Source organism: Bradyrhizobium sp. USDA 3397 (assembly GCF_054060965.1).
Genome location: NZ_JBSSDS010000001.1, coordinates 2,562,793 through 2,583,186 on the forward strand (window position 1 = coordinate 2,562,793; position 20,394 = coordinate 2,583,186).

The 20,394-nt window shown below is 65.1% G+C and carries 16 protein-coding genes; 8 read left to right on the top strand and 8 right to left on the bottom strand.

The annotated features are described in order from the left end of the window. The first annotated feature begins 630 nt into the window (after positions 1-630). From ACVWYQ_RS12235 to ACVWYQ_RS12245, 3 genes are all read left to right on the top strand, one after another. Complete coding sequence (locus tag ACVWYQ_RS12235; protein WP_024342565.1) at positions 631-1,083, top strand: (2Fe-2S)-binding protein; 453 nt, start codon at positions 631-633, stop codon at positions 1,081-1,083. Between the two features lies 1 nt (position 1,084). Further along, positions 1,085-3,397 (top strand): molybdopterin cofactor-binding domain-containing protein, encoded by a 2,313-nt coding sequence (locus ACVWYQ_RS12240; protein ID WP_456725659.1) that lies wholly within the window; start codon positions 1,085-1,087, stop codon positions 3,395-3,397. A gap of 72 nt (positions 3,398-3,469) precedes the next feature. Further along, positions 3,470-3,727 carry a hypothetical protein gene (locus tag ACVWYQ_RS12245; RefSeq protein WP_157283956.1) on the top strand — a complete coding sequence of 86 codons (258 nt, stop codon included), beginning with the start codon at positions 3,470-3,472 and terminating at the stop codon, positions 3,725-3,727. Positions 3,728-3,821: 94 nt separating this feature from the next. Here ACVWYQ_RS12245 and ACVWYQ_RS12250 read toward each other — a convergent pair whose 3' ends face one another. The 4 genes from ACVWYQ_RS12250 to ACVWYQ_RS12265 form a co-directional block, all read right to left on the bottom strand. After that, positions 3,822-5,546: a methanol/ethanol family PQQ-dependent dehydrogenase gene (locus tag ACVWYQ_RS12250; protein WP_404539245.1), complete on the bottom strand. Its 1,725-nt coding sequence runs from the start codon at positions 5,544-5,546 to the stop codon at positions 3,822-3,824. Positions 5,547-5,675: 129 nt separating this feature from the next. Then, complete coding sequence (locus ACVWYQ_RS12255) at positions 5,676-6,329, bottom strand: QcrA and Rieske domain-containing protein (protein ID WP_404539242.1); 654 nt, start codon at positions 6,327-6,329, stop codon at positions 5,676-5,678. A gap of 236 nt (positions 6,330-6,565) precedes the next feature. Beyond that, positions 6,566-7,030 (bottom strand): group III truncated hemoglobin, encoded by a 465-nt coding sequence (locus tag ACVWYQ_RS12260; protein ID WP_404539239.1) that lies wholly within the window; start codon positions 7,028-7,030, stop codon positions 6,566-6,568. A 138-nt stretch (positions 7,031-7,168) separates the two neighbouring features. Then, the gene (locus tag ACVWYQ_RS12265; protein WP_157283960.1) at positions 7,169-8,020 is read right to left on the bottom strand and encodes a 3-hydroxybutyryl-CoA dehydrogenase; all 852 of its coding nucleotides are present in this window, start codon (positions 8,018-8,020) and stop codon (positions 7,169-7,171) included. A gap of 315 nt (positions 8,021-8,335) precedes the next feature. On the opposite strand from ACVWYQ_RS12265, the gene ACVWYQ_RS12270 reads away from it, so the two are divergent. Next, positions 8,336-9,034, top strand: coding sequence for an ABC transporter permease (locus ACVWYQ_RS12270; protein WP_404539237.1), 699 nt, complete (start codon positions 8,336-8,338; stop codon positions 9,032-9,034). Here ACVWYQ_RS12270 and ACVWYQ_RS12275 read toward each other — a convergent pair. Next, positions 9,008-9,817, bottom strand: a complete 810-nt coding sequence (locus ACVWYQ_RS12275) for a substrate-binding domain-containing protein (RefSeq protein ID WP_157283964.1) — start codon at positions 9,815-9,817, stop codon at positions 9,008-9,010. The genes ACVWYQ_RS12270 and ACVWYQ_RS12275 overlap by 27 nt on opposite strands. 457 nt (positions 9,818-10,274) lie before the next feature. Here ACVWYQ_RS12275 and ACVWYQ_RS12280 point away from each other — a divergent pair, with 457 nt between their 5' ends. Both ACVWYQ_RS12280 and ACVWYQ_RS12285 read left to right on the top strand, forming a co-directional pair. Further along, positions 10,275-11,408 carry a hypothetical protein gene (locus tag ACVWYQ_RS12280; protein ID WP_404539235.1) on the top strand — a complete coding sequence of 378 codons (1,134 nt, stop codon included), beginning with the start codon at positions 10,275-10,277 and terminating at the stop codon, positions 11,406-11,408. Between the two features lie 268 nt (positions 11,409-11,676). Further along, the gene (locus tag ACVWYQ_RS12285; protein ID WP_404539233.1) at positions 11,677-13,686 is read left to right on the top strand and encodes a putative bifunctional diguanylate cyclase/phosphodiesterase; all 2,010 of its coding nucleotides are present in this window, start codon (positions 11,677-11,679) and stop codon (positions 13,684-13,686) included. A 7-nt stretch (positions 13,687-13,693) separates the two neighbouring features. On the opposite strand, the gene hutU is transcribed toward ACVWYQ_RS12285, so the two are convergent. The 3 genes from hutU to hutI are packed head-to-tail and all read right to left on the bottom strand — an operon-like array spanning position 13,694 to position 18,145. Then, positions 13,694-15,364: a urocanate hydratase gene (hutU, locus tag ACVWYQ_RS12290; protein WP_404539230.1), complete on the bottom strand. Its 1,671-nt coding sequence runs from the start codon at positions 15,362-15,364 to the stop codon at positions 13,694-13,696. 10 nt (positions 15,365-15,374) lie between these two features. Next, positions 15,375-16,934, bottom strand: coding sequence for a histidine ammonia-lyase (hutH, locus tag ACVWYQ_RS12295; RefSeq protein ID WP_404539228.1), 1,560 nt, complete (start codon positions 16,932-16,934; stop codon positions 15,375-15,377). Next, positions 16,931-18,145, bottom strand: a complete 1,215-nt coding sequence (gene hutI / locus ACVWYQ_RS12300) for an imidazolonepropionase (RefSeq protein WP_404539225.1) — start codon at positions 18,143-18,145, stop codon at positions 16,931-16,933. Before hutI ends, hutH begins: the two co-directional genes overlap by 4 nt. An 87-nt stretch (positions 18,146-18,232) precedes the next feature. Between hutI and ACVWYQ_RS12305 the strand changes: the two genes are divergently transcribed. Further along, positions 18,233-19,591 carry a formimidoylglutamate deiminase gene (locus ACVWYQ_RS12305; protein WP_404539222.1) on the top strand — a complete coding sequence of 453 codons (1,359 nt, stop codon included), beginning with the start codon at positions 18,233-18,235 and terminating at the stop codon, positions 19,589-19,591. Beyond that, the gene (gene hutC, locus ACVWYQ_RS12310; RefSeq protein WP_370108249.1) at positions 19,588-20,313 is read left to right on the top strand and encodes a histidine utilization repressor; all 726 of its coding nucleotides are present in this window, start codon (positions 19,588-19,590) and stop codon (positions 20,311-20,313) included. The genes ACVWYQ_RS12305 and hutC overlap by 4 nt, the downstream gene beginning before the upstream one ends. Positions 20,314-20,394: the final 81 nt, after the last annotated feature.

Sequence of the window (20,394 nt, forward strand, 5' to 3'; positions counted from 1 at the left end):
GCCCGCCTGAACTGGCCGGCCGCCGGATCTTGGCTACACCATCTGCAGCTCGCTGGCGTTCGTTGCCGCCAGCGAGCCTCACGGTCCCCGCTGCCGGGACCACCGCGGCGCGATGCCGCCGCTTCTGCACCACGCGTGGGTGAGGACCATCGGCTCCTCAGTCCTGGTATCTGAATGACTGCGCAGGACCGTCCGCTTCCTGCTTGAAGTTCGCGGTGCTCTGCGTTCTCCCTCCCTCGACTGAGGCCTACTGCTTCGTCCGTTCGGTGCAGCCGGCGGACGAAGCTTTTTTCGTTGCGCCCATTTGATGCGCAACGTGGCGGATGACGCGCCCTGCTTTTGACAAACCGTCGATGCAATCTTTTCCCGGTGAGAACACTCGGCTGTGAACGCCAGGTCGGCGCGATCTCTGCTAGGGTCGCGCCGTCACGATGCCGCACGACGTACAATCAATTAAGAAGAAAACGGGAGGTATCGAGCACATCCAGACTTCGCTACCTGCGTTCCTGCCTCCCTCCGGGATTTGCCCGCGCGGGACTACGGCGGGATGTGGCGAGACGACGCACGAGGTCGCCGACCGGCGTCGGCGGACTTTGAATTTGGCATGCTTATGAAGAGCGAGGCACGATCATGATCAAGGTGAAGATCAACGGCCAGGAACAGAGCTGGGACGGTGACCCGGATCTCCCGCTACTCTGGTTCCTGCGTGACGAGGCCGGTCTCACCGGCACCAAATACGGCTGCGGCCAGGCCCTGTGCGGCTCCTGCACGGTCATCGTCGACAAGCAAGCGGTGCGCGCCTGCATCACGTCCGTCAACGACGTCGCCGGACGCGAGGTCACCACGATCGAAGGGCTGCATCCGAACGGCGATCACCCGGTGCAGAAGGCGTGGCGTCAGGTCAATGTGCCCCAATGCGGCTTCTGCCAGGCCGGCCAGATCATGCAGGCCGCGGCGCTTCTGATGGAGAATCCCAAACCCTCGCACGACCAGATCCGCGAGGCGATGTCTGGCAACATCTGCCGTTGCGGCTGCTATCAGCGCATCGAGAACGCCGTCCATCTCGCATCGACGGGAGTGTGACATGAACTTCATCGACAATCCCCGCAAGCTTCGCGGCTTCGAAAAGCACATCAAGGTCGAGAAGGTGTCGCGCCGCAGCATCCTGAAGGGGCTCGGCGTCACCGGCGGCTTCGTGCTCGCCGCCCCCGTGATGTCGCGCCAGGCGCTCGCCTATGAGACCGGCGCCGGCAAGATGCCGCATGGCGTCGTGGTCGATCCGCGCGTGTTCGTTTCGGTAGGCGCGGATGGCATCGTCACCATCGTCGGGCACCGTTCGGAAATGGGCACCGGCGTGCGCACCAGCCTGCCGCTGATCGTGGCCGAGGAGATGGAGGCCGACTGGTCCAGGGTCAAGGTGCAGCAAGCCCATGGCGACGAGGTCAAGTTCGGCAACCAGGACACCGACGGCTCGCGCAGCACGCGGCATTATCTGATCCCGATGCGCCAGATCGGCGCTTCGGCCCGCACAATGCTGGAGCAGGCCGCGGCCAAGCGCTGGGGCGTGCCGGCGACCGAGGTCAAGGCGGTCAACCACGAGGTCGTGCACAGCGCCAGCGGGCGCAAGCTCGGCTTCGGCGAGCTCGCCGCCGACGCCGCCAAGGAATCGGTGCCCAGCATCGAGGGCCTCAAGCTGAAGGACCCCAAGAACTTCCGCTATCTCGGCAAGGGCCAGATCGGCATCGTCGATCTCCACGACATCACCACCGGCAAGGCGAACTACGGCGCCGACGTGCGGCTGCCCGGCATGAAATATGCCGTGATCGCCCGTCCGCCGGTGACCGGCGGCAAACTGGTCAAGTTCGAGCCGGCGGAGGCGCTGAAGGTCCCCGGTGTCGAGAAGGTGATGCAGGTGCGCGGCTGGCCGTGGCCCTCGAAATTCCAGCCGCTCGGCGGCGTCGCGGTGATCGCGCGCAACACAGGCGCGGCGATCAAGGGCCGCGACGCGCTGAAGCTGACCTGGGACGACGGTCCCAACGGCAAATACGACTCCGTCGCCTACCGCAAGGAGCTCGAGGAGGCCTCGCGCAAGCCGGGGCTCGTGCTGCGCAAGGAGGGCGATGCGGACGCTGCCCTGAAGAGCGCCGACAAGGTGATCGTCGGCGAATATTACCTTCCGCATCTCGCCCATGTCGCCATGGAGACGCCGGTGGCGGTCGCGGACGTCAAGGGCGACAGGGCCGAGATCTGGGCGCCGGTGCAGAGCCCCGGCGGCACCCGCGAGGACGTCGCCAAGACGCTCGGCATTCCCGAGGCCAACGTCACGGTCAACGTGACGCTGCTCGGCGGCGGGTTCGGACGCAAGTCGAAATGCGACTTTGCGCTCGAAGCCGCGCTGCTCTCGAAGGAGCTCGGCGCGCCGGTGAAGGTGCAGTGGACGCGGGAGGACGACATCCACAACGGCTTCCTGCACACCGTCTCGGTCGAGCGGATCGAGGCCGGCCTCGACAAGAGCGGCAAGGTGATCGCCTGGCGCCACCGCAGCGTGGCTCCCAGCATCGCCTCGACCTTTGCCGCCGGCACGGTGCATCAGGCGCCGTTCGAAATCGGCATGGGCCTGGTCGATATGCCGTTCGAGATCGCGAACATCTCGTGTGAGAACCCGGAAGCCGCGGCGTTCACCCGCATCGGCTGGTTCCGCGCGGTCTCGAACATCCCGCGCGCCTTCGCCGTTCAGTCGATGGTCGGCGAGATCGCGCAGGCAACGGACCGCGACCAGAAAGACATGCTGCTCGAGCTGATCGGCTCGCCTCGCATCGTCAAGCCCAACGTGAAGGACCTCTGGAACTACGGCGAGCCCCAGGACAGCTACCCGATCGACACCGCGCGCCTGCGCAAGGTGGTCGAGCTGGTCGCCGAGAAGGGGGAATGGGGACGAAAGGTGCCGAAGGGCCACGGTCTCGGCATCGCCGTGCACCGCAGCTTCGTCAGCTACATCGCGACCGTCGTCGAGGTCGCCGTCGACGACAAGGGCAAGCTGACGGTGCCGCGGGTCGACACCGCGATCGATTGCGGCACCTATGTCAACCCCGAGCGCATCGCTTCGCAGATTGAGGGCGCGGCAATCATGGGGCTCAGTCTCGCCAAATACGGCGAGATCACCTTCAAGGACGGCAAGGTGCAGCAGAAGAATTTTGACGACTTCCAGGTCGTCAGGATGGACGACTCGCCTGTGGTGACCAACGTCTACATCGTACCGCCCGGACCCGACACGCCGCCGAGCGGCGTCGGCGAGCCCGGCGTTCCTCCGTTCGCGCCAGCCCTGATCAACGCGATCTTCGCAGCGACGGGAAAACGCATCCGCGCACTTCCGATCGGCAAGCAATTGGAGGCGTGAGACGGAACCGAAGTGCGAGGCGGAACACAAGCCGCCTCGCGCCGTTTCCATCGATCTGACAGGAGCAGATCGATGACCAACATCTCAAGGGCGCTCACAGTCTCGCTGTCGGGCGCCTTTCTTTTGACCGCCGCGGGCGCATTCGCCCAGAGCAACACGGCGCCGCCGACCACTGCGACGCGCCCCACCGGCCCCGACCAGACTTCGCTGCCCAACGCCAACGCCCCACCCGCCTCCACCACCCAGACCACCGGGCAGCACAATCCGGATCCCAAGATTCGCGAGATGAACCAGAAGGAGAAGGACAAGGTCGAGCGCGAGGGGAAGTAGCTATCTGGCGCTGCGCAAACAAATGCGGCGGATGTTGCCATCCGCCGCATTCGCCACCCCCCGCTGCTCCGCTTCTTTCGATCCGCCCGCGGAGCTATTTCTTCAGCGCGAAGACCCAGACGACGCCGCCCTGCGGCACGTTGGCTTCAATGCCGATATTATTGGTCACGAGTGCATCCTGGATGCGCTGCGCGTCGACGCCCCAGCCCGACTGGATCGCGATGTACTGCGTGCCGTCGATCTCATATGACACCGGCATGCCGACGATGCCGGAGTTGGTCTTCTGCTCCCACAGCAGTTCGCCCGTCTTGGCGTGGAAGGCGCGGAAATAGCGGTCGTTGGTCCCGCCGACGAAGACGAGATCGCCCGCGGTCGCGGTGACCGATCCGAACAGATGCGACTTGGGGAAGTTGTGCTGCCAGACCTTCTTTCCGGTTGCGGGATCCCAGGCCTGGAGCTCGCCAAAATGATCTGCACCCGGCTTTGTCTTCAGGCCGATGTCTTCCGGCTTGGTGCCGAGCCAGAGCTCGCCCGGCTTGAGCGGCACTTTCTCGCCGGTAAAGCCGCCGCAGAAATTCTCGTTGGCAGGCACGTAGACGAGGCCGGTCCTCTGGCTGTAGGCCGCCGACGGCCAATCCTTGCCGCCCCAGAGCGAGGGACAGAACTCGACGCGCTTGCCGATCACCGGCTTGTGCGCAGGATCCACGATCGGCTTGCCGGTCTCGTCGATGCCCTTCCAGACGTCAGTGAAGACGAACGGCCATCCGGCGACGTAATTGATCTTGGTCGGAGTCCGCTCCAGCACCCAGAAGATCGCATTGCGTCCGGGATGGACCAGGCTCTTGATGGTGCGGCCGTTGCGCTGCAAATCGATCAGCATCGGCGCATCGACCTCGTCCCAATCCCAGGAATCGTTCTGGTGGTACTGGAAATAGGTCTTGATCTTGCCGGTGCCGGGATCGAGCGCGAGCACCGATGCAGTATAGAGATTGTCGCCGGGATGCGAGTCGCCGGGCCATGGCGCGGCATTGCCGACACCCCAATAGATCGTCTTGGTCTCCTTGTCGTAATTGCCGGTCATCCAGGCCGATCCACCGCCGTTCTTCCAGTCGTCGCCTTGCCAGGTTTCGTGGCCGGGCTCGCCTTCACCGGGGATGGTGTAGGTCCGCCACAGCTCCTTACCGTCCTTGGCATCATAAGCCACGATATAGCCACGTACGCCGAACTCGCCGCCGGAGCCGCCGACAATGACCTTACCGTCGACGATCAAGGGCATCAGGGTGAGGTACTGGCCCTTCCTGTAGTCCTGCACCTTGGTGTCCCACAGCACCTTGCCGGTCTTGGCATCGAGCGCGACCACGTGGTCGTCCGTGGTGGCGAGGTAGAGCTTGTCCTCCCACAGACCGACGCCGCGGTTGGTCGGATGCAGCTGGAACAGATCGTCAGGAAGCTGCCGCTTGTAGCGCCAGTATTCGTCGCCGGTCTTCGCATTCAGCGCGATCACCTGGCCCATTGGGGTCGTCACGAACATCACGCCATTGTTGACGATCGGCGGGGCCTGATGGCCTTCGACCACGCCAGTGGAAAAGGTCCAGACCGGTGTGAGGTTCTTCACGTTGGAGGTGTTGATCTGGTCGAGCGGGCTATAGCCGTGCCCGTCATAGGTGCGCCGGTAGAGCATCCAGTTGTGGGGCTCGGGGTTTTCCAGCCGCTGCGCGGTGACCGGAGAATAACTCTCGATCGGACCCGATAGGGCGGCGGTTGAGGCAAGACACGTGAAGGCGACCAAGCCGGACAGTAACCATTGCTTCCTGGTCATGGAAGTTCTCATGGACGTTCCCCTTTTCATCCGCTTGAATTCTTGTTGTGAATTCTTGTCGTTCGTCCCGTCGCCCGCCCTTCGGCGGAAGCGGCTAGTCCTGACGCGGGCCCAGCCCGCAACCGTCCATCATCCTGGCTGTGTGCCACCTACCTTTCCCATGAAATTGCCGGCGACGCTGAGCGAACCGTCAGCGAGCTCCAGCGGCAGCGCTGCAAGCCGCCGCGGCGCCGGCCCGAACACGACCTGCGCGCCCGCGCGGGGATCGAATTCGGAGTTGTGGCACATGCACTTGAACACCTCCTTGTCGCCGACATCGCTCTTCACCCAGGCGGTGACGGGACAGCCGGCATGCGAGCAGATCGCCGAATAGGCGATGATGCCGTCGACGGCGCGCGCGCGGGTCTTCTCGTCGAGGTCGGCGGGATCGAGCTTGATGATCAGGATTTCGTTGAGCCGCGAGGCGCTGCGCACCACCGATGTGGTGGGGTCCTTCGGCCAGGCATGGATCGGCGGTCCACCGACCTTGAGATCAGCCGCAGTGACGAGCTTTCCCTCCTGGTCACCTTCGGAGAAGACAAGCAGATCGCCTTTCTGCGGCCGCTCATCCGAGCCGGGCGGATCCTCACCTGCGCGGGTCCTGGTTGAACAGCCGAGACACGCCGTCGTCGCCATCGCACCGAGCAGCAGGGATCGCCGTGTCTGTTCGGTGCCCGCTTCGACGTCGGGTTCCGTAGCGTGTTCGGAAGATGATGAATGGGTATCGAACGATGCGCGAGCCATGCCCGCTAGCAGGCGCTGGAACTCTGCCGAAAACAAGGCGAAGACTTGGCGCCGCAGTGCATCAATATGGCTTTGCTCGCGTTGATTGAACGAGAATGAAAGCGAGCAAGCGCGTTTTCGCAAGTTCTACATCGCATTGCGCGAACGGCATGATGATTTTGCAGATCAGACCGATGATGTAGGAATTGGTGCGACGCCACGATGCGATGCGGAATCCCACGCAGGCATCGTGTCCTTCACGACCTGAGCACGTGACGCGGCGAAGCGATGCGGCCCGCAAATGTTGCCGACGCCATCTCAAAGCTGTCGGCGATACGACGCGCCTTGTCGATGAACAGCGCAGCCGCCGCCGGCGGGCAGACCTCGCGCGCGGTCTGCTCGAACAGGTCGAGCCAGCGATCGAAATGGCCACCGGCCAGGCTGAGCGGCAGGTGTGCCCGCATCGGCGATCCATGATAGCGGCCGCTCATCAGCACGACCGACGACCAGAAATCCCTGAGCTTGGCGAGATGCTCGTCCCAATTCTGCACGACGCCGAAGACGGGTCCCAACAGCGCGTCCTCGCGCACGCGTCCGTAGAAGCGGGTGACGAGTTCTCCAATCATCTCCTCGGTGATCCCGGTTCGCTCGATCGCATCCTGGGTCAACAGGCTCCGGCGCGCGGCCGCAGCTTCCCGCTCGGCCTTCAGTCGATCCGACATGTCCTTTGCTATCCGTTCCGTTATCCCCGCAGGCCGCCCGTTCGACATTGTCGGGCCTATCGCACGCGGCGTCTTTGTCGCAGCGCAAATTGCGGGATCTGGCGGCGGACGCTAAGGCGCCCGCCGCCAATGCCTTCATCAGGCGGTATAAGTGTAGAAGCCCTGCCCGGTCTTGCGGCCGAGATGGCCGGCATCGACCATCTCTTTCAGCAGCGGCGCTGGCCGATATTTAGGATCGTTGAAACCCTTGTAAAAGACCTCCATCACCGAAAGCATGGTGTCGAGCCCGACGAGATCGGCAAGTGCGAGCGGCCCGATCGGATGGTTGCAGCCGAGCTTCATGCCGGCGTCGATCTCTTCCGCCGTCGCGATGCCCTCCTGGAGCGCGAAGATCGCCTCGTTGATCATCGGACAGAGGATGCGGTTGACGGCGAAGCCCGGGCTGTTCTTGGCGGTGATCGCCACTTTGCCGACGCGCTTGGCGAAATCCAGCGCCTTGGCATGGGTGTCGTCCGAGGTCTGCAGGCCGCGGATGAGTTCGAGCAGCGCCATCACCGGCACCGGGTTGAAGAAGTGCATGCCGATGAAGCGGTCGGGACGGTCGGTCGCGGCGGCGAGCTTGGTGATCGAGATCGAGGAGGTGTTGGTCGCGACCAGCGTGCGCGGCGACAGGGTGGCGCAGAGATCCTTCAGGATCTTGACCTTGAGCTCCTCGTTCTCGGTCGCGGCCTCGATGACGAGGTCGCAATCCGACAGCTTCGCCCGGTCCGTGGTGCCGGTGATGCGCTTGAGCGTCGCCTCGCGGTCGGCCGCCGACATCTTCTCTTTTTTGACCAGCCGCTCGAGGCTTCCGCCGACGGTCGAAAGGCCGCGGTTCACCGCCGCATCGGAAATATCGACCATTACGACCGAGAGGCCGGCGGCCGCGCAGACCTGCGCGATGCCGTTCCCCATGGTCCCTGCCCCGATGATGCCAACGGTCTGGATCATTGCGTCACATCCTTCATCCTTGCGGGCGCGCCAGTCGCAGCCCGGCTTCATTGTTCCTGCATTAGGGTCTAGCACCGCCATTGGGCCGGCGCGACCCGATCCTGTTCCTTAGCGCATCCGAGGCCGGAAGAAAGCCGCCCGCGGGGCCGCCAGGTGCCTCGATTGTGGGTCCCTGGCCGCGTTTACCGATCATCCTGAGCCCTTCTCCAACGGCTCCGGCGGGGCTGCCCACCCCTGGCCCCTTGATTATGGCAGCGGCAGCAGCGAGAAGGGCGGCGCGGGGCTACCGCGGAACAGGGGCTTGCCCGAGACCGGATGAACGATTTCGCACGATCCATCGGTGCCGCCTTTGCGCTGATCGGCGATGCCGACACCGAGCTATTGGGCATCGTCGCCCTGTCGTTGCGGGTCAGCATGACCGCCAGCATCCTGGCGCTCCTCATCGGCGCCCCCTTTGGAGCCCTGCTTGCGATCACCCGCTTCCGGGGACGCCAAATCATCATCATTCTGACCAATGCCCTGCTCGGGCTTCCGCCGGTCGTGGTCGGGCTCGCGCTCTATCTCTTGCTGTCGCGGTCCGGCCCGTTCGGGGCGGCGGGCTTGTTGTTCACGCCGGCCGCCATGGTGATCGCGCAGACGCTGCTGGCGACGCCGATCGTGGTGGCGCTGGTGCACCGGCCGGCAAGCCTGTTGTGGGCGGAGTATGGCGACCTGGCGCGGATCGACGGGCTGTCGGCCCTGCGCAGCATGGCCCTGCTATTCGCGCTCGGCCGGACCTCGTTGCTGACGGCCTTTCTCGCCGCGTTCGGGCGCGCCATTGCGGAAGTCGGTGCCATCATCATCGTCGGTGGCAACATCCGCGGCTTCACCCGCACGATGACGACGGCGATCGCGCTGGAAACCAGCAAAGGCGAGCTGCCGCTGGCGCTCGGGCTCGGGCTGATCCTGCTCGCTCTCAGCGTCGCGGTGTCGACCGTCGCCTTCGTCCTAGTTGGGCGCGTTGGGGAAAAATAGCTGCTCGCCGCCGACCTTGTACCCGGCGATCGCTTGCTGCCCTTGCGGCGAAACCAGCCAGTCGACGAAGGCCTGTCCCTCCTTCGCCTTCACGTTCGGATGCTTTGCGGGATTGACCAGCATGACGCCGTACTGGTTGAAGAGCCGCTTGTCACCCTCGGTCAGGATGGCGAGTTCGCCACGGTTCTTGAACGACAGCCAGGTGCCGCGGTCCGACAGGAGGTAGGCATTCGACGACGAGGCCATGTTCAGCGCCGGACCCATGCCCTGGCCGATCTCCCGGTACCAAATGTCCTTGCCGGCACTGAGGTCGACGCCAGCCTCCTTCCATAGTCTCAGCTCGGCCGCATGCGTGCCGGACTTGTCGCCGCGCGAGATGAACGGCGCCTTCGCCGTCGCGATCTTGCGCAGCGCCTCGGCCGCGTCCTTGCTGCCTGAGATCTGCGCCGGATCGCTCTTGGGGCCGATGATGACGAAGTCGTTGTACATGACGTCGAAGCGCTTCACGCCCTGCCCTTCGGACATGAACCTGTCCTCGGCGGGCCTGTCGTGGACGAACACCACGTCGGCATCGCCGCGCCGCCCGATGTCCAGCGCCTGGCCGGTGCCGACGGCGACGACCTTCACGCTGATGCCTTCGGCCTTCGCGAACAGCGGCAGCAGATGACCGAACAGCCCCGACTGTTCCGTCGAGGTGGTTGAAGCTACGGTGATGGTGCGATCCTGTGCGGATGCGATTGTGGACCAGAGCAGGACCGCTCCGATGGCAACAAGCTTCCTCATGCGACGTCCTCGGCCAGACAATGACGGTTCTGAATAGCGACTCGCGGCGACGACGGGAACCCCAAGCTTGGATTGCAACGAGAGTTGATGCGCGCGGTGCACCTCGTCTGGCAAAAAAAGCGCGCCGGCGCGCGCTAGGCACGCCTGCAAAACAAGAAGTGAAAAACAACCCCATGCACAGTAGCGATGGGGTTGAAAGGCTTGAGTATTTTCGGTGTTACCGAAGACGCGCTTGCGGCGTCGGGCAAAACAGGGGTATTATTGCATCATCGGCTGCTGTGCGGGTTGCGTAACTCGGGCGGATGCGCGCTGGATGCGCGGATGTTCTGCAATTGGTCCACCTTACATTGACACGGATGTGACGGCCGGGGCAGGTTTTCACATTGCTGACGAATCAGCGATTGCCTCACGCCGAGCACCTCTTGGACAACTCCCAGTGCTTTCGAGACTGATATCGTTGCTGCGCCGCATCCCTGCGGTGAACTGGGCGTTTTCCCGACTCCGGCCTGTGCCGCACAGCGGCAACATTGAGGTCGCGCCGACCGCCACGGACGCTTCGCCCGCCATCATCGAAGACGTCGAGGTCCCGGCTCAAGCTCCAAGCGCCGAGATCAGCACCGCCCCGGTGCGCGACGACGCTGCCCCCGCCACCAAGGCTCTGGTCGCGGAGAACGATGCGGCTGTGTCTGTCGTCGCTGAGAATCCGTCCGACGAAATCCGTATCAGCGGGGACTCCTCTCCGGCGACGGTGCCGGAAATCGAGGCGCCCGCGACGCCGCCAACCTCCGAGGAGGTGCTGGCTGCATCGGCCGGTGCGGAGAGCGAGCCAGTTGCAGCCTCTGATCTCGCCATCGTTGACGATGATGCATCGCCTGCTGAGATTCCTGCAGAGGTCGACTCCGCCGTCGTAGAAGAGGTTGTGATTTCGTCGGCGGAGGTCGCGACCGCCTTGACTGATGTCCCTGATGTCATCATCGAGGCAGCCTCCTCGCCCGACGTTTCCGCCGCCGTCGATCCGGTCGCCGTCGAAGAAGTCGAGCTTCTCCGCGCCGAGGCCGATAGCGTCACGACTGATGCCTCCGAAGCCAGCGCCGACAGCGAACCGGCGCTCGTTGTCGAAAGCCCGCAAGTCCCTACAAACGATGTTCCGCTCGCTGCGGCGACTAACGACTCCTTGAGCGGTGTCACCGACATCGAGCCGGCTCCGGCTCTCGCGTCTCCTTCGCCAGAGATCCGCAACGTCCCGAAAGTTCGCGCGAGAGCCGCAGAGCCCGCCGACCGCGCGGCGCTGATCCGGCAGCGCTGGGCGGAGAGCGGAATCAGGATGTGGAATCCGCGGCTGCACGGCACCGGCGAAGCCGCGCTGAACATCCAGGGAAGCATCGGGCTGCTGCCCCCGGCACCCGGCGAGACAATGCCGCGCTACGACAAGCTGGAATTCAGGATGCTCGGCGGACAGATCGTCTGTGAGGGCGTGATCGTCGAGGCACCGGTTCAGGCGAGCCATCGGAGCTTCACGCAGCTTGCCGAGCCTCGGACCGGCGAGCGCGTCCGCGAACCGGCGCGCGAGCGCCAGGCCGTCCTCGCCTGATCCGACCGTGGCCATGTGCTAGGCTGATGTCGCGCATGGGCGATAGCAGGCGGTAGCTGCAGCGATTTCGGGCGATCTGTGCCTGAGACGTGCGCACGCTGCGGCCGGATATCCTTAACGGGACCTCACCAATGCACGCGATCGGAAAATCGTAAGGCAGCGCGCAACCAGTGCTGGCCTGCCCGGGCCAGGATTGATCTAACGGGCCCTTTACCCCTGCCGTGCAAGATTGCCCACGTTTTTCAGGGGGTCTGGGGCTCGTATTGCAATGCCTATTGCCGATTTGAAATCTCATCTTGCCGCCGCGATGCGATTGTTTCGCGTTCCTGCCGACAATCCGGACTTGACGCGGGCGCAATTCGACGCCTTCTCCAAGCAGATCCCGCTGCTCTACTTCATCCTCATCAGCAACACGATTGCGGTCGCCTACACCTATGTGAACGTGGCGCCGGACTGGCTGACGATGATCGTGCCGGCCGTGTTGACGGTGCTCGCGGCCTTACGGACTTTCTGGTGGCTACGCCAGCGCCGGCTGGTGCGCAGCGATGCGGACATCCTGCGCAATCTGCGCGCCACCAACTGGCTGACCCTGCCGATCGGTGCCGGCTTCACCGCCTGGTCCTTCGCGCTCTACCCCTACGGCGATCCCTTCGCCAAGAGCCAGGTCGCGTTCTACATGGCGGTCACCGTGATCGGCTGCATCTTCTCGCTGATGCATCTGCGCTCGGCGGCGCTGATCGTGACGCTGATCGTCGACGTGCCCTATGTGCTGTTCTTCTTCGCCACGGGCGAGCCGACGCTGAAGGCGATCGCGGTCAACAACCTGCTGGTTTCCGCCGCGATGGTGACGGTGCTGTTCATCTACTACCGCGACTTCGCCGATCTCGTCGCCAGCCGCAAGTCGCTGCTCGCGCAACAGGCGGCGACGCAGGCGCTCTCTGACGAGAACTTCCGCCTTGCCAATCTCGATTCACTCACCGAGCTGCCGAACCGCCGCCGCTTCTTCGCCGAGCTGTCGAGCGCCTTCACCGATGCCGAACGCAGGAACGTTCGGATCGCGGTCGGCATCATCGATCTCGACGGTTTCAAGCCGATCAACGACAATTACGGCCATTCGGTCGGAGACCGCGTCCTGATCGAGGCCGGCCGCCGCATCCGCGAGGTGTGCGAGGGCTTTGGTCCGCAGCGGGTCGAATTCGCCCGATTAGGCGGCGACGAGTTCGGCCTTGTCGTTTGCGGCGACCCCGACGATGCAGACCTGCTGCGGCTGGGCCAGCGCATTGGCGACCAGGTCAGGCTTCCCTACCAGCTCGACACTGCCCATACCGGGCTGTCCTGCTCGATCGGCTCTGCCTCGTTTCCCCAATCGGCAACGACCGCGGAAGCACTCTATGAATGCGCCGACTATTCACTTTATCACGCCAAGCGCCATCTGCGCGGCCGCACCGTGATCTTCTCGAGCGAACTCGAGGCCGAGATCCGCAGTCGCGGAGTCATCGAGAACCTGCTGCGCACCGCCGATTTCAGCACCGAGATGGACCTGGTGTTCCAGCCGATCGTCGATGCCATGAGCGAGCACACCGCCGGCTTCGAGGTCCTGGCGCGCTGGCGCAGCACCCGCCTCGGCCTGGTCTCTCCGGCCGATTTCATTCCGGCCGCCGAACGCATCGGGCTGATCCGGCCGCTGACGCAGGCGCTGCTGGTGCGCGCGCTCGCCATCGCCAGGACATGGCCCGATCACATCCGCCTGTCGTTCAATCTCTCAGCCCACGATGTCTGTGCGGCGGAGGGCATCCTGCCGCTGATTTCGATCATCGAGAAGAGCGGGTTGACGCCGCGCCGGATCGATTTCGAGATCACCGAGACCGCCGTCACCTTCGACTTCGTCCGCGCACAGCAATCGATCGCAACGCTGAAGGCAATGGGCTGCGGCATTTCGCTGGACGATTTCGGCACCGGCTATTCGTCGTTGAGCCACGTGCACCGGTTGCCGCTCGACAAGATCAAGGTCGACCGCAGCTTCGTTTCCGACATCAACGAGAATCCCGTCAGCCACAAGATCATCAAATCGCTCACCGGTCTCTGCGACGACATGGAGATCGCCTGCGTCGTCGAGGGCGTCGAGACGCGTGCTCAGCTCGACACCTTGCGCCGCCTGGGATGCGACTTCATCCAGGGCTACTATTTCGCCAAGCCCATGCCGGCCGATGCGATCGGCGACCATCTTGCGAAGGAGAGCCGGCGCCTCGATGGCACCGGGACCAAGGTCGTGGCCTGAGCCTCGTCTACTCCGCCAGGCTCGGCAGATCGAGCCCCTTGTCGCGCGCGCACTCGATCGCGATGTCGTAGCCTGCATCGGCGTGGCGCATGACGCCAGTGGCGGGATCGTTCCACAGCACGCGCTCGATCCGCTTCGCAGCCTCGGGCGTGCCGTCGGCGACGATCACCATGCCCGCGTGCTGCGAATAGCCGATGCCGACGCCGCCGCCATGATGCAGCGACACCCAGGTCGCTCCGCTGGCGCAATTGAGCAGCGCATTGAGCAGCGGCCAGTCGGAGACGGCATCCGATCCGTCCTTCATCGCCTCGGTCTCGCGGTTGGGGCTCGCCACCGAGCCGCTGTCGAGATGATCGCGGCCGATCACGATCGGCGCTTTCAGTTCGCCACGCGCCACCATCTCGTTGAAGGCAAGGCCGAGGCGATGGCGGTCGCCGAGACCGACCCAGCAGATCCGTGCCGGCAGGCCCTGGAACTTGATGCGCGCCTTTGCCATGTCGAGCCAATTGTGCAGATGCTTGTCGTCAGGCATCAGCTCCTTGACCTTGGCATCGGTCTTGAAGATGTCCTCGGGATCGCCCGACAGCGCGGCCCAGCGGAACGGCCCGACGCCGCGGCAAAACAGCGGGCGGATATAGGCGGGCACGAAGCCGGGGAAATCGAACGCGTTCTTCAGGCCCATATCCTGCGCCATCTGGCGAATGTTGTTGCCGTAATCGAGCGTCGGAATGCCCTGCGCATGGAAATCCAGCATGGCCTGGACATGCGCGACCATCGACGTCTTCGAGGCGCGCTCCACTGCCTTCGGATCGGACGCGCGCTTGGCTTCCCATTCGGCAAGCGTCCAGCCCTTCGGCAAGTAGCCGTTGATCGGATCGTGCGCGCTGGTCTGGTCGGTGACGATGTCGGGCTTGACGCCGCGGCGCACCAGCTCAGGGAATATCACCGCGGCGTTGCCGAGCAGGCCGACCGAGACCGCCTTGTTCGTCTTCGCGGCGTCCGCCATGATCGCGAGCGCTTCATCAAGCGTTGCGGCTTGCCGGTCGAGATAGCCGGTCCGCAGGCGCATCTCGATGCGGCTCGGCTGGCATTCGACCGCAAGCATCGAAGCGCCGGCCATGGTCGCCGCCAGCGGCTGCGCCCCGCCCATGCCTCCCAAGCCGGCCGTGAGAATCCATTTGCCGGCGAGGCTGCCGCCGTAATGACGCCGACCGACCTCGACGAAGGTTTCATAGGTGCCCTGCACGATGCCCTGGCTGCCGATATAGATCCAGGAGCCCGCCGTCATCTGTCCGTACATCATCAGGCCCTGGCGATCGAGCTCGTTGAAATGATCGAGCGTCGCCCAATGCGGTACGATGTTGGAATTCGCGATCAGCACGCGCGGTGCATCGGCATGGGTGCGGAACACGCCGACCGGCTTGCCGGACTGCACCAGCAGCGTCTGGTCGGCTTCGAGCTTGCGCAAGGCCGCAACGATCCGGTCAAAACTCTCCCAGTCGCGCGCGGCGCGGCCGATGCCGCCATAGACGACGAGCTCGCTCGGGCGCTCGGCGACGTCAGGATCGAGATTGTTCATCAGCATGCGTAAGGGCGCTTCGGTCAACCAGCTCTTCGCGCTGATGTCGCTGCCGCGGGGAGCGCGGATGGTGCGGTCATTGTCCAGTCGGCGGTTCATGTGGGCCTCTTCAGAGGAGTCGCGGAAACGGATCGGTGGGAAGCTGGGCGAGCGCGGCAGCCGGAAGCGCATCGGCCTCGATCAATGCAGCGGCCTTGGCGAGATCGCCGGCCATATAGCGATCGGCACCGAGTGCAGGCACCTGCTCACGCAACGCGGCGATGACGGCGACCAGCGGCGCACTGGTTGCATGCGGCGCGCGCAGCGTGATGCCTTGGGCTGCGACCAGAAGCTCGATGCCGAGAATGGCGGCGAGATTGTCGGCCATGTCGGACAGGCGCCGCGCAGCATGCGCGGCCATCGAGACATGGTCTTCCTGATTGGCGCTGGTCGGTGTCGAGTCGATCGAGCAGGCGAGCGCACGCTGCTTGTTCTCGGCATAGAGCGCGGCCGCCGTCACCTCGGCGATCATGAAGCCGGAATTGATGCCGGGATCGAGGGTGAGGAACGGCGGCAGTCCGAAATTGAGCGCGGGATCGACCAGCGTCGCGATGCGCCGCTCGCTGATCGCGCCGATCTCCGATAGCGCCAGCGCGATGGCATCTGCGGCAAAAGCGACCGGCTCGGCGTGGAAATTGCCGCCGGAGACGATCTCCCCGGTCTCGACCAGCACCAGCGGGTTGTCGGTGACGGCATTGGCCTCCACGATCAGCGTGCGCGCCGCCTGCGTGACCAGATCGAGCGCGGCCCCGGCAACCTGTGGCTGGCAGCGCAGGCAGTAGGGATCCTGCACACGCTCGTCGCCTTCCAGGTGAGAGAGGCGGATGTCGCTGCCGTCGAGCAGCGCGGTCAGCGTCGCGGCCGCCGCGATCTGGCCAGCATGGCCGCGCAGCGCCTGAATTTCGGGCCGGAACGGTGCCGTTGACGCCATCGCCGCATCCACCGACAGCGCGCCGGTCACGAGTGCGGCGCGGGCGAGGCGATATGCACGCAGCACGCCTGAGAGGGCGTATGCGGTCGAGAATTGCGTGCCGTTGATCAGCGCGAGGCCTTCCTTGGGCCCAAGGGTCAGCGGCGTGAGGCCGGCGGCGGCGAGTGCCTCGCTGCCGGACAAGATCTTGCCATCGATGATCGCCTGCCCTTGGCCGATCATCACGGCCGTCATATGCGCAAGCGGTGCCAGATCGCCGGAGGCGCCGACCGAGCCCTGCTGCGGCACCAGCGGATAGACGCCACGGGCCAGCATGTCCTGCAACTGCTCGATCACCGCGCGGCGCACGCCGGAAGCGCCGCGGCCGAGCGAGACGATCTTAAGCGCCATCATCAGGCGGACGATGGGCTCCGGCGTCGGCTGGCCGACCCCGCAGCAATGCGAGACGATGAGGTTGCGCTGGAGCAGCGCGGTCTGGTCCGGCGGAATGCGCTTGGACGCCAGTTTCCCGAAGCCGGTGTTGATGCCGTAGACGGGGACGTCGGCCTGCGCGGCCTGCGCAACGATCAGCGCAGCCGCATCGATACGCGGCCAGAACGAAGGATCGAGCACGACGGGGGCGCCTTCGAGCACGCGTGAGAGATCGTCGAGGCTCACTGTTCCCGGCTTGACGACGATCGCTGTCTCCCGCTCCGTCATTGCCCCCTCCATACCCGCTTGTGCAACGGATTGAAGCCGATGCGGTAGACCAGCTCGGCCGGTCGCTCGATGTCCCAGACCGCGAGATCGCACCATTTGCCGGCATCCAGTGTGCCGGTCTCATGCAGCAGGCCGAGCGCCCGCGCGCCTTCACGGGTGACGCCGGCGAGGCACTCGGCCACATTCATCCGGAACAATGTCGCGCCCATGTTCATCGCGAGCAGCAGCGAGGTCAGCGGCGAGCTGCCGGGATTGCAGTCGGTCGCCAGTGCCATGGCAACGTTATGCTGGCGGAACGTCTCGACCGGCGGCTTCTGCGTCTCGCGAATGAAGTAGAACGCGCCGGGCAACAGCACCGCCACCGTGCCGGCCCTCGCCATTGCGGCAGCACCGGCCTCGTCGGTGTGCTCGAGATGATCGGCCGAGAGCGCCGAGAATTTCGCCGCAAGCGCAGCGCCGCCGAGATTCGAGAGCTGGTCAGCATGGAGCTTGACCGGCAGTCCAAGTCCCCTCGCCGTTTCGAACACAAGCGCGGTCTGCTTGGCGGAGAATGCGATGCCCTCCATGAAGGCATCGACGGCATCGGCGAGGCCCGCTTTTGCGACCGCCGGCAGCATCTCGTTGCAGACGAGATCGATGTAACCATCCTTGTCGCCACCGGCCTCGACCGGCAGCGCATGCGCTCCCAAGAACGATGTGCGGATCGTAACCGGCCGCTCACGGCCGAGGCTGCGCGCAGCCGCGAGCTGTCGCATCTCGGTTTCGGTGTCGAGGCCGTAGCCGGACTTGATCTCGACCGTGGTGGCGCCCTCGCCGATCAGCGCGTCGAGCCGCGGCAGCGCGCCTGCGACGAGCTCGGCTTCGCTGGCCTTGCGCGTTGCCGCCACAGTCGAGACGATGCCGCCGCCGGCGCGCGCGATCTCCTCGTAGCTCGCCCCCTTCAGGCGCAGCTCGAACTCATGTGCACGGTTGCCGCCATAGACGAGATGGGTATGGCAATCGATGAGGCCCGGCGTGATCCAGCGCCCCTCGCAATCGATCCGATCGACCGCGTCTGCGTCGAGCGGAAAATCCGCTTTCGCACCGGCATAAGCGATGTGGCCGCCGCGTGCGGCGACGACACCATGCTCGATCTCGCCAAGATCGGGACGATCGACCCGCATCGTCGCGAGGCGGGCATTGTGCCAGATCCGGTCGAAGCGCTCTGCCATGCGGGTATCCGTTCGCCCTGGGGATGCTTGACTTATATGTCTAGACATATAATCGTAAGGCGGTTCTGTCCAGCCGGCGTGTAAATCATGACCCGACTGCATTTCGCTTCCGCGCTCCTGCCTTCGGGCTGGGCCAATGACGTGCAGGTGGTCGTCACCGGCGGCGCGATCGCGGCGGTGACGCCGGGCGTGGCGCCGGCCGCCGGCGACGAACGCCACGCCATTGCCCTTCCGGGACTTGCGAGCCTGCACAGCCACGCGTTCCAGCGCGGCATGGCGGGGCTTGCCGAACTGCGCGGCGATTCCACCGACACGTTCTGGACCTGGCGCGAAACGATGTATCGCTTTGCGCTGGCGATGACGCCCGACGACGTCGCGGCCGTGGCGACCCTGCTCTATGTCGAGATGCTCGAGCAGGGTTTTACCCGCGTCGGCGAATTCCACTATCTGCACCACGACCGCGACGGATCGCCCTACGCCGACCCCGCCGAGATGGCCGCGCGGATTGCACAGGCGGCCGAAGCCTCGGGCATTGCGCTGACGTTGTTGCCGACTTTCTATGCGCATGGCTCGTTTGGAGGCGCAGCGCCGCATGCCGGGCAGCGCCGCTTCATCTGCTCGGTCGATCAGTTCGCCGCATTGATGACGGCCTCGCGCCAGGCGATCAGCGCCTTGCCCGGCGCCAATCTCGGCATCGCGCCGCACAGTTTGCGCGCGGTCACGCCGGACGAGCTCGCCGCGATCCTTCCGCTCGCCGAGGGCGGGCCGGTGCACATCCATGCCGCCGAGCAGGTGAAGGAGGTCGAGGATTGCCTCGCCTGGTCGGGCCGGCGTCCGGTGCAGTGGCTGCTGGAGCATGCGCCCGTCGATCAACGCTGGTGCCTCATTCACGCGACCCACATGACGAGCGAGGAAGTGACGGCGTTCGCCAAGACCGGTGCGGTGGCGGGCCTCTGTCCCATTACGGAAGCGAGCCTTGGCGACGGCACTTTTTCAGCGCGGGAGTTTGTCGACGCCAGCGGCGTTTTCGGCGTCGGTAGCGATTCCAACGTGCTGATCGGCGCCGCTGACGAATTGCGCCAGCTCGAATACGGCCAGCGACTCAAGCACCGCCAGCGCAACGTTCTCTCCGGCGGCGCCGGCCGCTCCACGGGACGCTCGCTGTTCGACGGGGCGCTCGCCGGCGGCGCGCGGGCGCTGGCACAACCGGCCATCGGCCTTGCGCCCGGCGCACGTGCCGACATCCTCACGCTCGACACGTCGCATCCTTCGCTCGCAGGGCGCGCGCACGATGCCGTCATCGACGGCTGGATCTTCGCCGCCGGCGGCGCCGCCGTGGATTGCGTCTGGGCCAGCGGCCGCAAGGTGGTCGAGGGCGGTCAGCATGGATTGCGCCAAGCCGCACGCGAACGCTTCAACGCATCGATGCGGAGGCTTGTCGCATGAGCCTCGTCACCGATGCCGACAAGCCGACGCTCTATAAGCGCATCCGCGCCGACATCGAGCAGCGGATCCTGACCGGCGAGTGGCCGCCCGGCCATCGCATTCCCTTCGAGCACGAACTGGTCGCGCGCTACGGCTGCTCGCGCATGACCGTGAACAAGGCGCTGTCTGAGCTGGCGCAGGCCGATCTGATCGAGCGGCGGCGGCGCGCCGGCTCGTTCGTGCGCCGGCCGCAGCATCAGTCGGCGGTGCTCAAGATCGCCGACATTCGCGCCGAGATCACCGCGCTCGGGCGCAGTTACGGCTACGAGCTGATCGGCCGCAAGCTGCGCGCGGCGACGGCCGCCGATCGCGACCGGCTCGGCGTGAAGAAGGCCAACAAGGTGATCGCGATCACCTGCCGGCATAGCGCCGACAAGGTCCCGTTCGCGGTCGAGGACAGGCTGATCGATCTCTCGTCCGTTCCTGACGCCGCAACCGCGGATTTCTCGCGCGAGCCGCCCGGCTCCTGGCTGCTTCACCATGTCCCATGGACCGAGGCCGAGCACACGATCAGCGCCATCGTTGCGGACGACCGCGCGGCGGAAGCGCTCGCGATCGCCGTCGGCGCCCCCTGTCTCGTGATCGACCGCTATACCTGGCGCAGCGCACGCACGATCACCGCCGTGCGCCTGCTCTATCCCGGTGACTCTCACCGCCTTGTCGCGCGATTCAAGGGAGGCTGAGAGGATATGTCGGCACAAATCGTGCAACGCTTCGCGGAACCGCCCATATGGGCCGGCAGAGATCAACAGGACGTCAAACCA

Bases quoted from the DNA above. Each gene is read 5' to 3' on its own strand.
- ACVWYQ_RS12255 (WP_404539242.1), bottom strand. From the start codon at position 6,329: ATGGCTCGCGCATCGTTCGATACCCATTCATCATCTTCCGAACACGCT.
- hutH (WP_404539228.1), bottom strand. From the start codon at position 16,934: ATGACGGAGCGGGAGACAGCGATCGTCGTCAAGCCGGGAACAGTGAGC.
- hutU (WP_404539230.1), bottom strand. From the start codon at position 15,364: ATGAACCGCCGACTGGACAATGACCGCACCATCCGCGCTCCCCGCGGC.
- ACVWYQ_RS12260 (WP_404539239.1), bottom strand. From the start codon at position 7,030: ATGTCGGATCGACTGAAGGCCGAGCGGGAAGCTGCGGCCGCGCGCCGG.
- ACVWYQ_RS12235 (WP_024342565.1), top strand. From the start codon at position 631: ATGATCAAGGTGAAGATCAACGGCCAGGAACAGAGCTGGGACGGTGAC.
- ACVWYQ_RS12250 (WP_404539245.1), bottom strand. From the start codon at position 5,546: ATGACCAGGAAGCAATGGTTACTGTCCGGCTTGGTCGCCTTCACGTGT.
- hutC (WP_370108249.1), top strand. From the start codon at position 19,588: ATGAGCCTCGTCACCGATGCCGACAAGCCGACGCTCTATAAGCGCATC.
- ACVWYQ_RS12245 (WP_157283956.1), top strand. From the start codon at position 3,470: ATGACCAACATCTCAAGGGCGCTCACAGTCTCGCTGTCGGGCGCCTTT.
- ACVWYQ_RS12240 (WP_456725659.1), top strand. From the start codon at position 1,085: ATGAACTTCATCGACAATCCCCGCAAGCTTCGCGGCTTCGAAAAGCAC.
- ACVWYQ_RS12305 (WP_404539222.1), top strand. From the start codon at position 18,233: ATGACCCGACTGCATTTCGCTTCCGCGCTCCTGCCTTCGGGCTGGGCC.
- ACVWYQ_RS12265 (WP_157283960.1), bottom strand. From the start codon at position 8,020: ATGATCCAGACCGTTGGCATCATCGGGGCAGGGACCATGGGGAACGGC.
- ACVWYQ_RS12275 (WP_157283964.1), bottom strand. From the start codon at position 9,817: ATGAGGAAGCTTGTTGCCATCGGAGCGGTCCTGCTCTGGTCCACAATC.
- hutI (WP_404539225.1), bottom strand. From the start codon at position 18,145: ATGGCAGAGCGCTTCGACCGGATCTGGCACAATGCCCGCCTCGCGACG.
- ACVWYQ_RS12270 (WP_404539237.1), top strand. From the start codon at position 8,336: ATGAACGATTTCGCACGATCCATCGGTGCCGCCTTTGCGCTGATCGGC.
- ACVWYQ_RS12285 (WP_404539233.1), top strand. From the start codon at position 11,677: ATGCCTATTGCCGATTTGAAATCTCATCTTGCCGCCGCGATGCGATTG.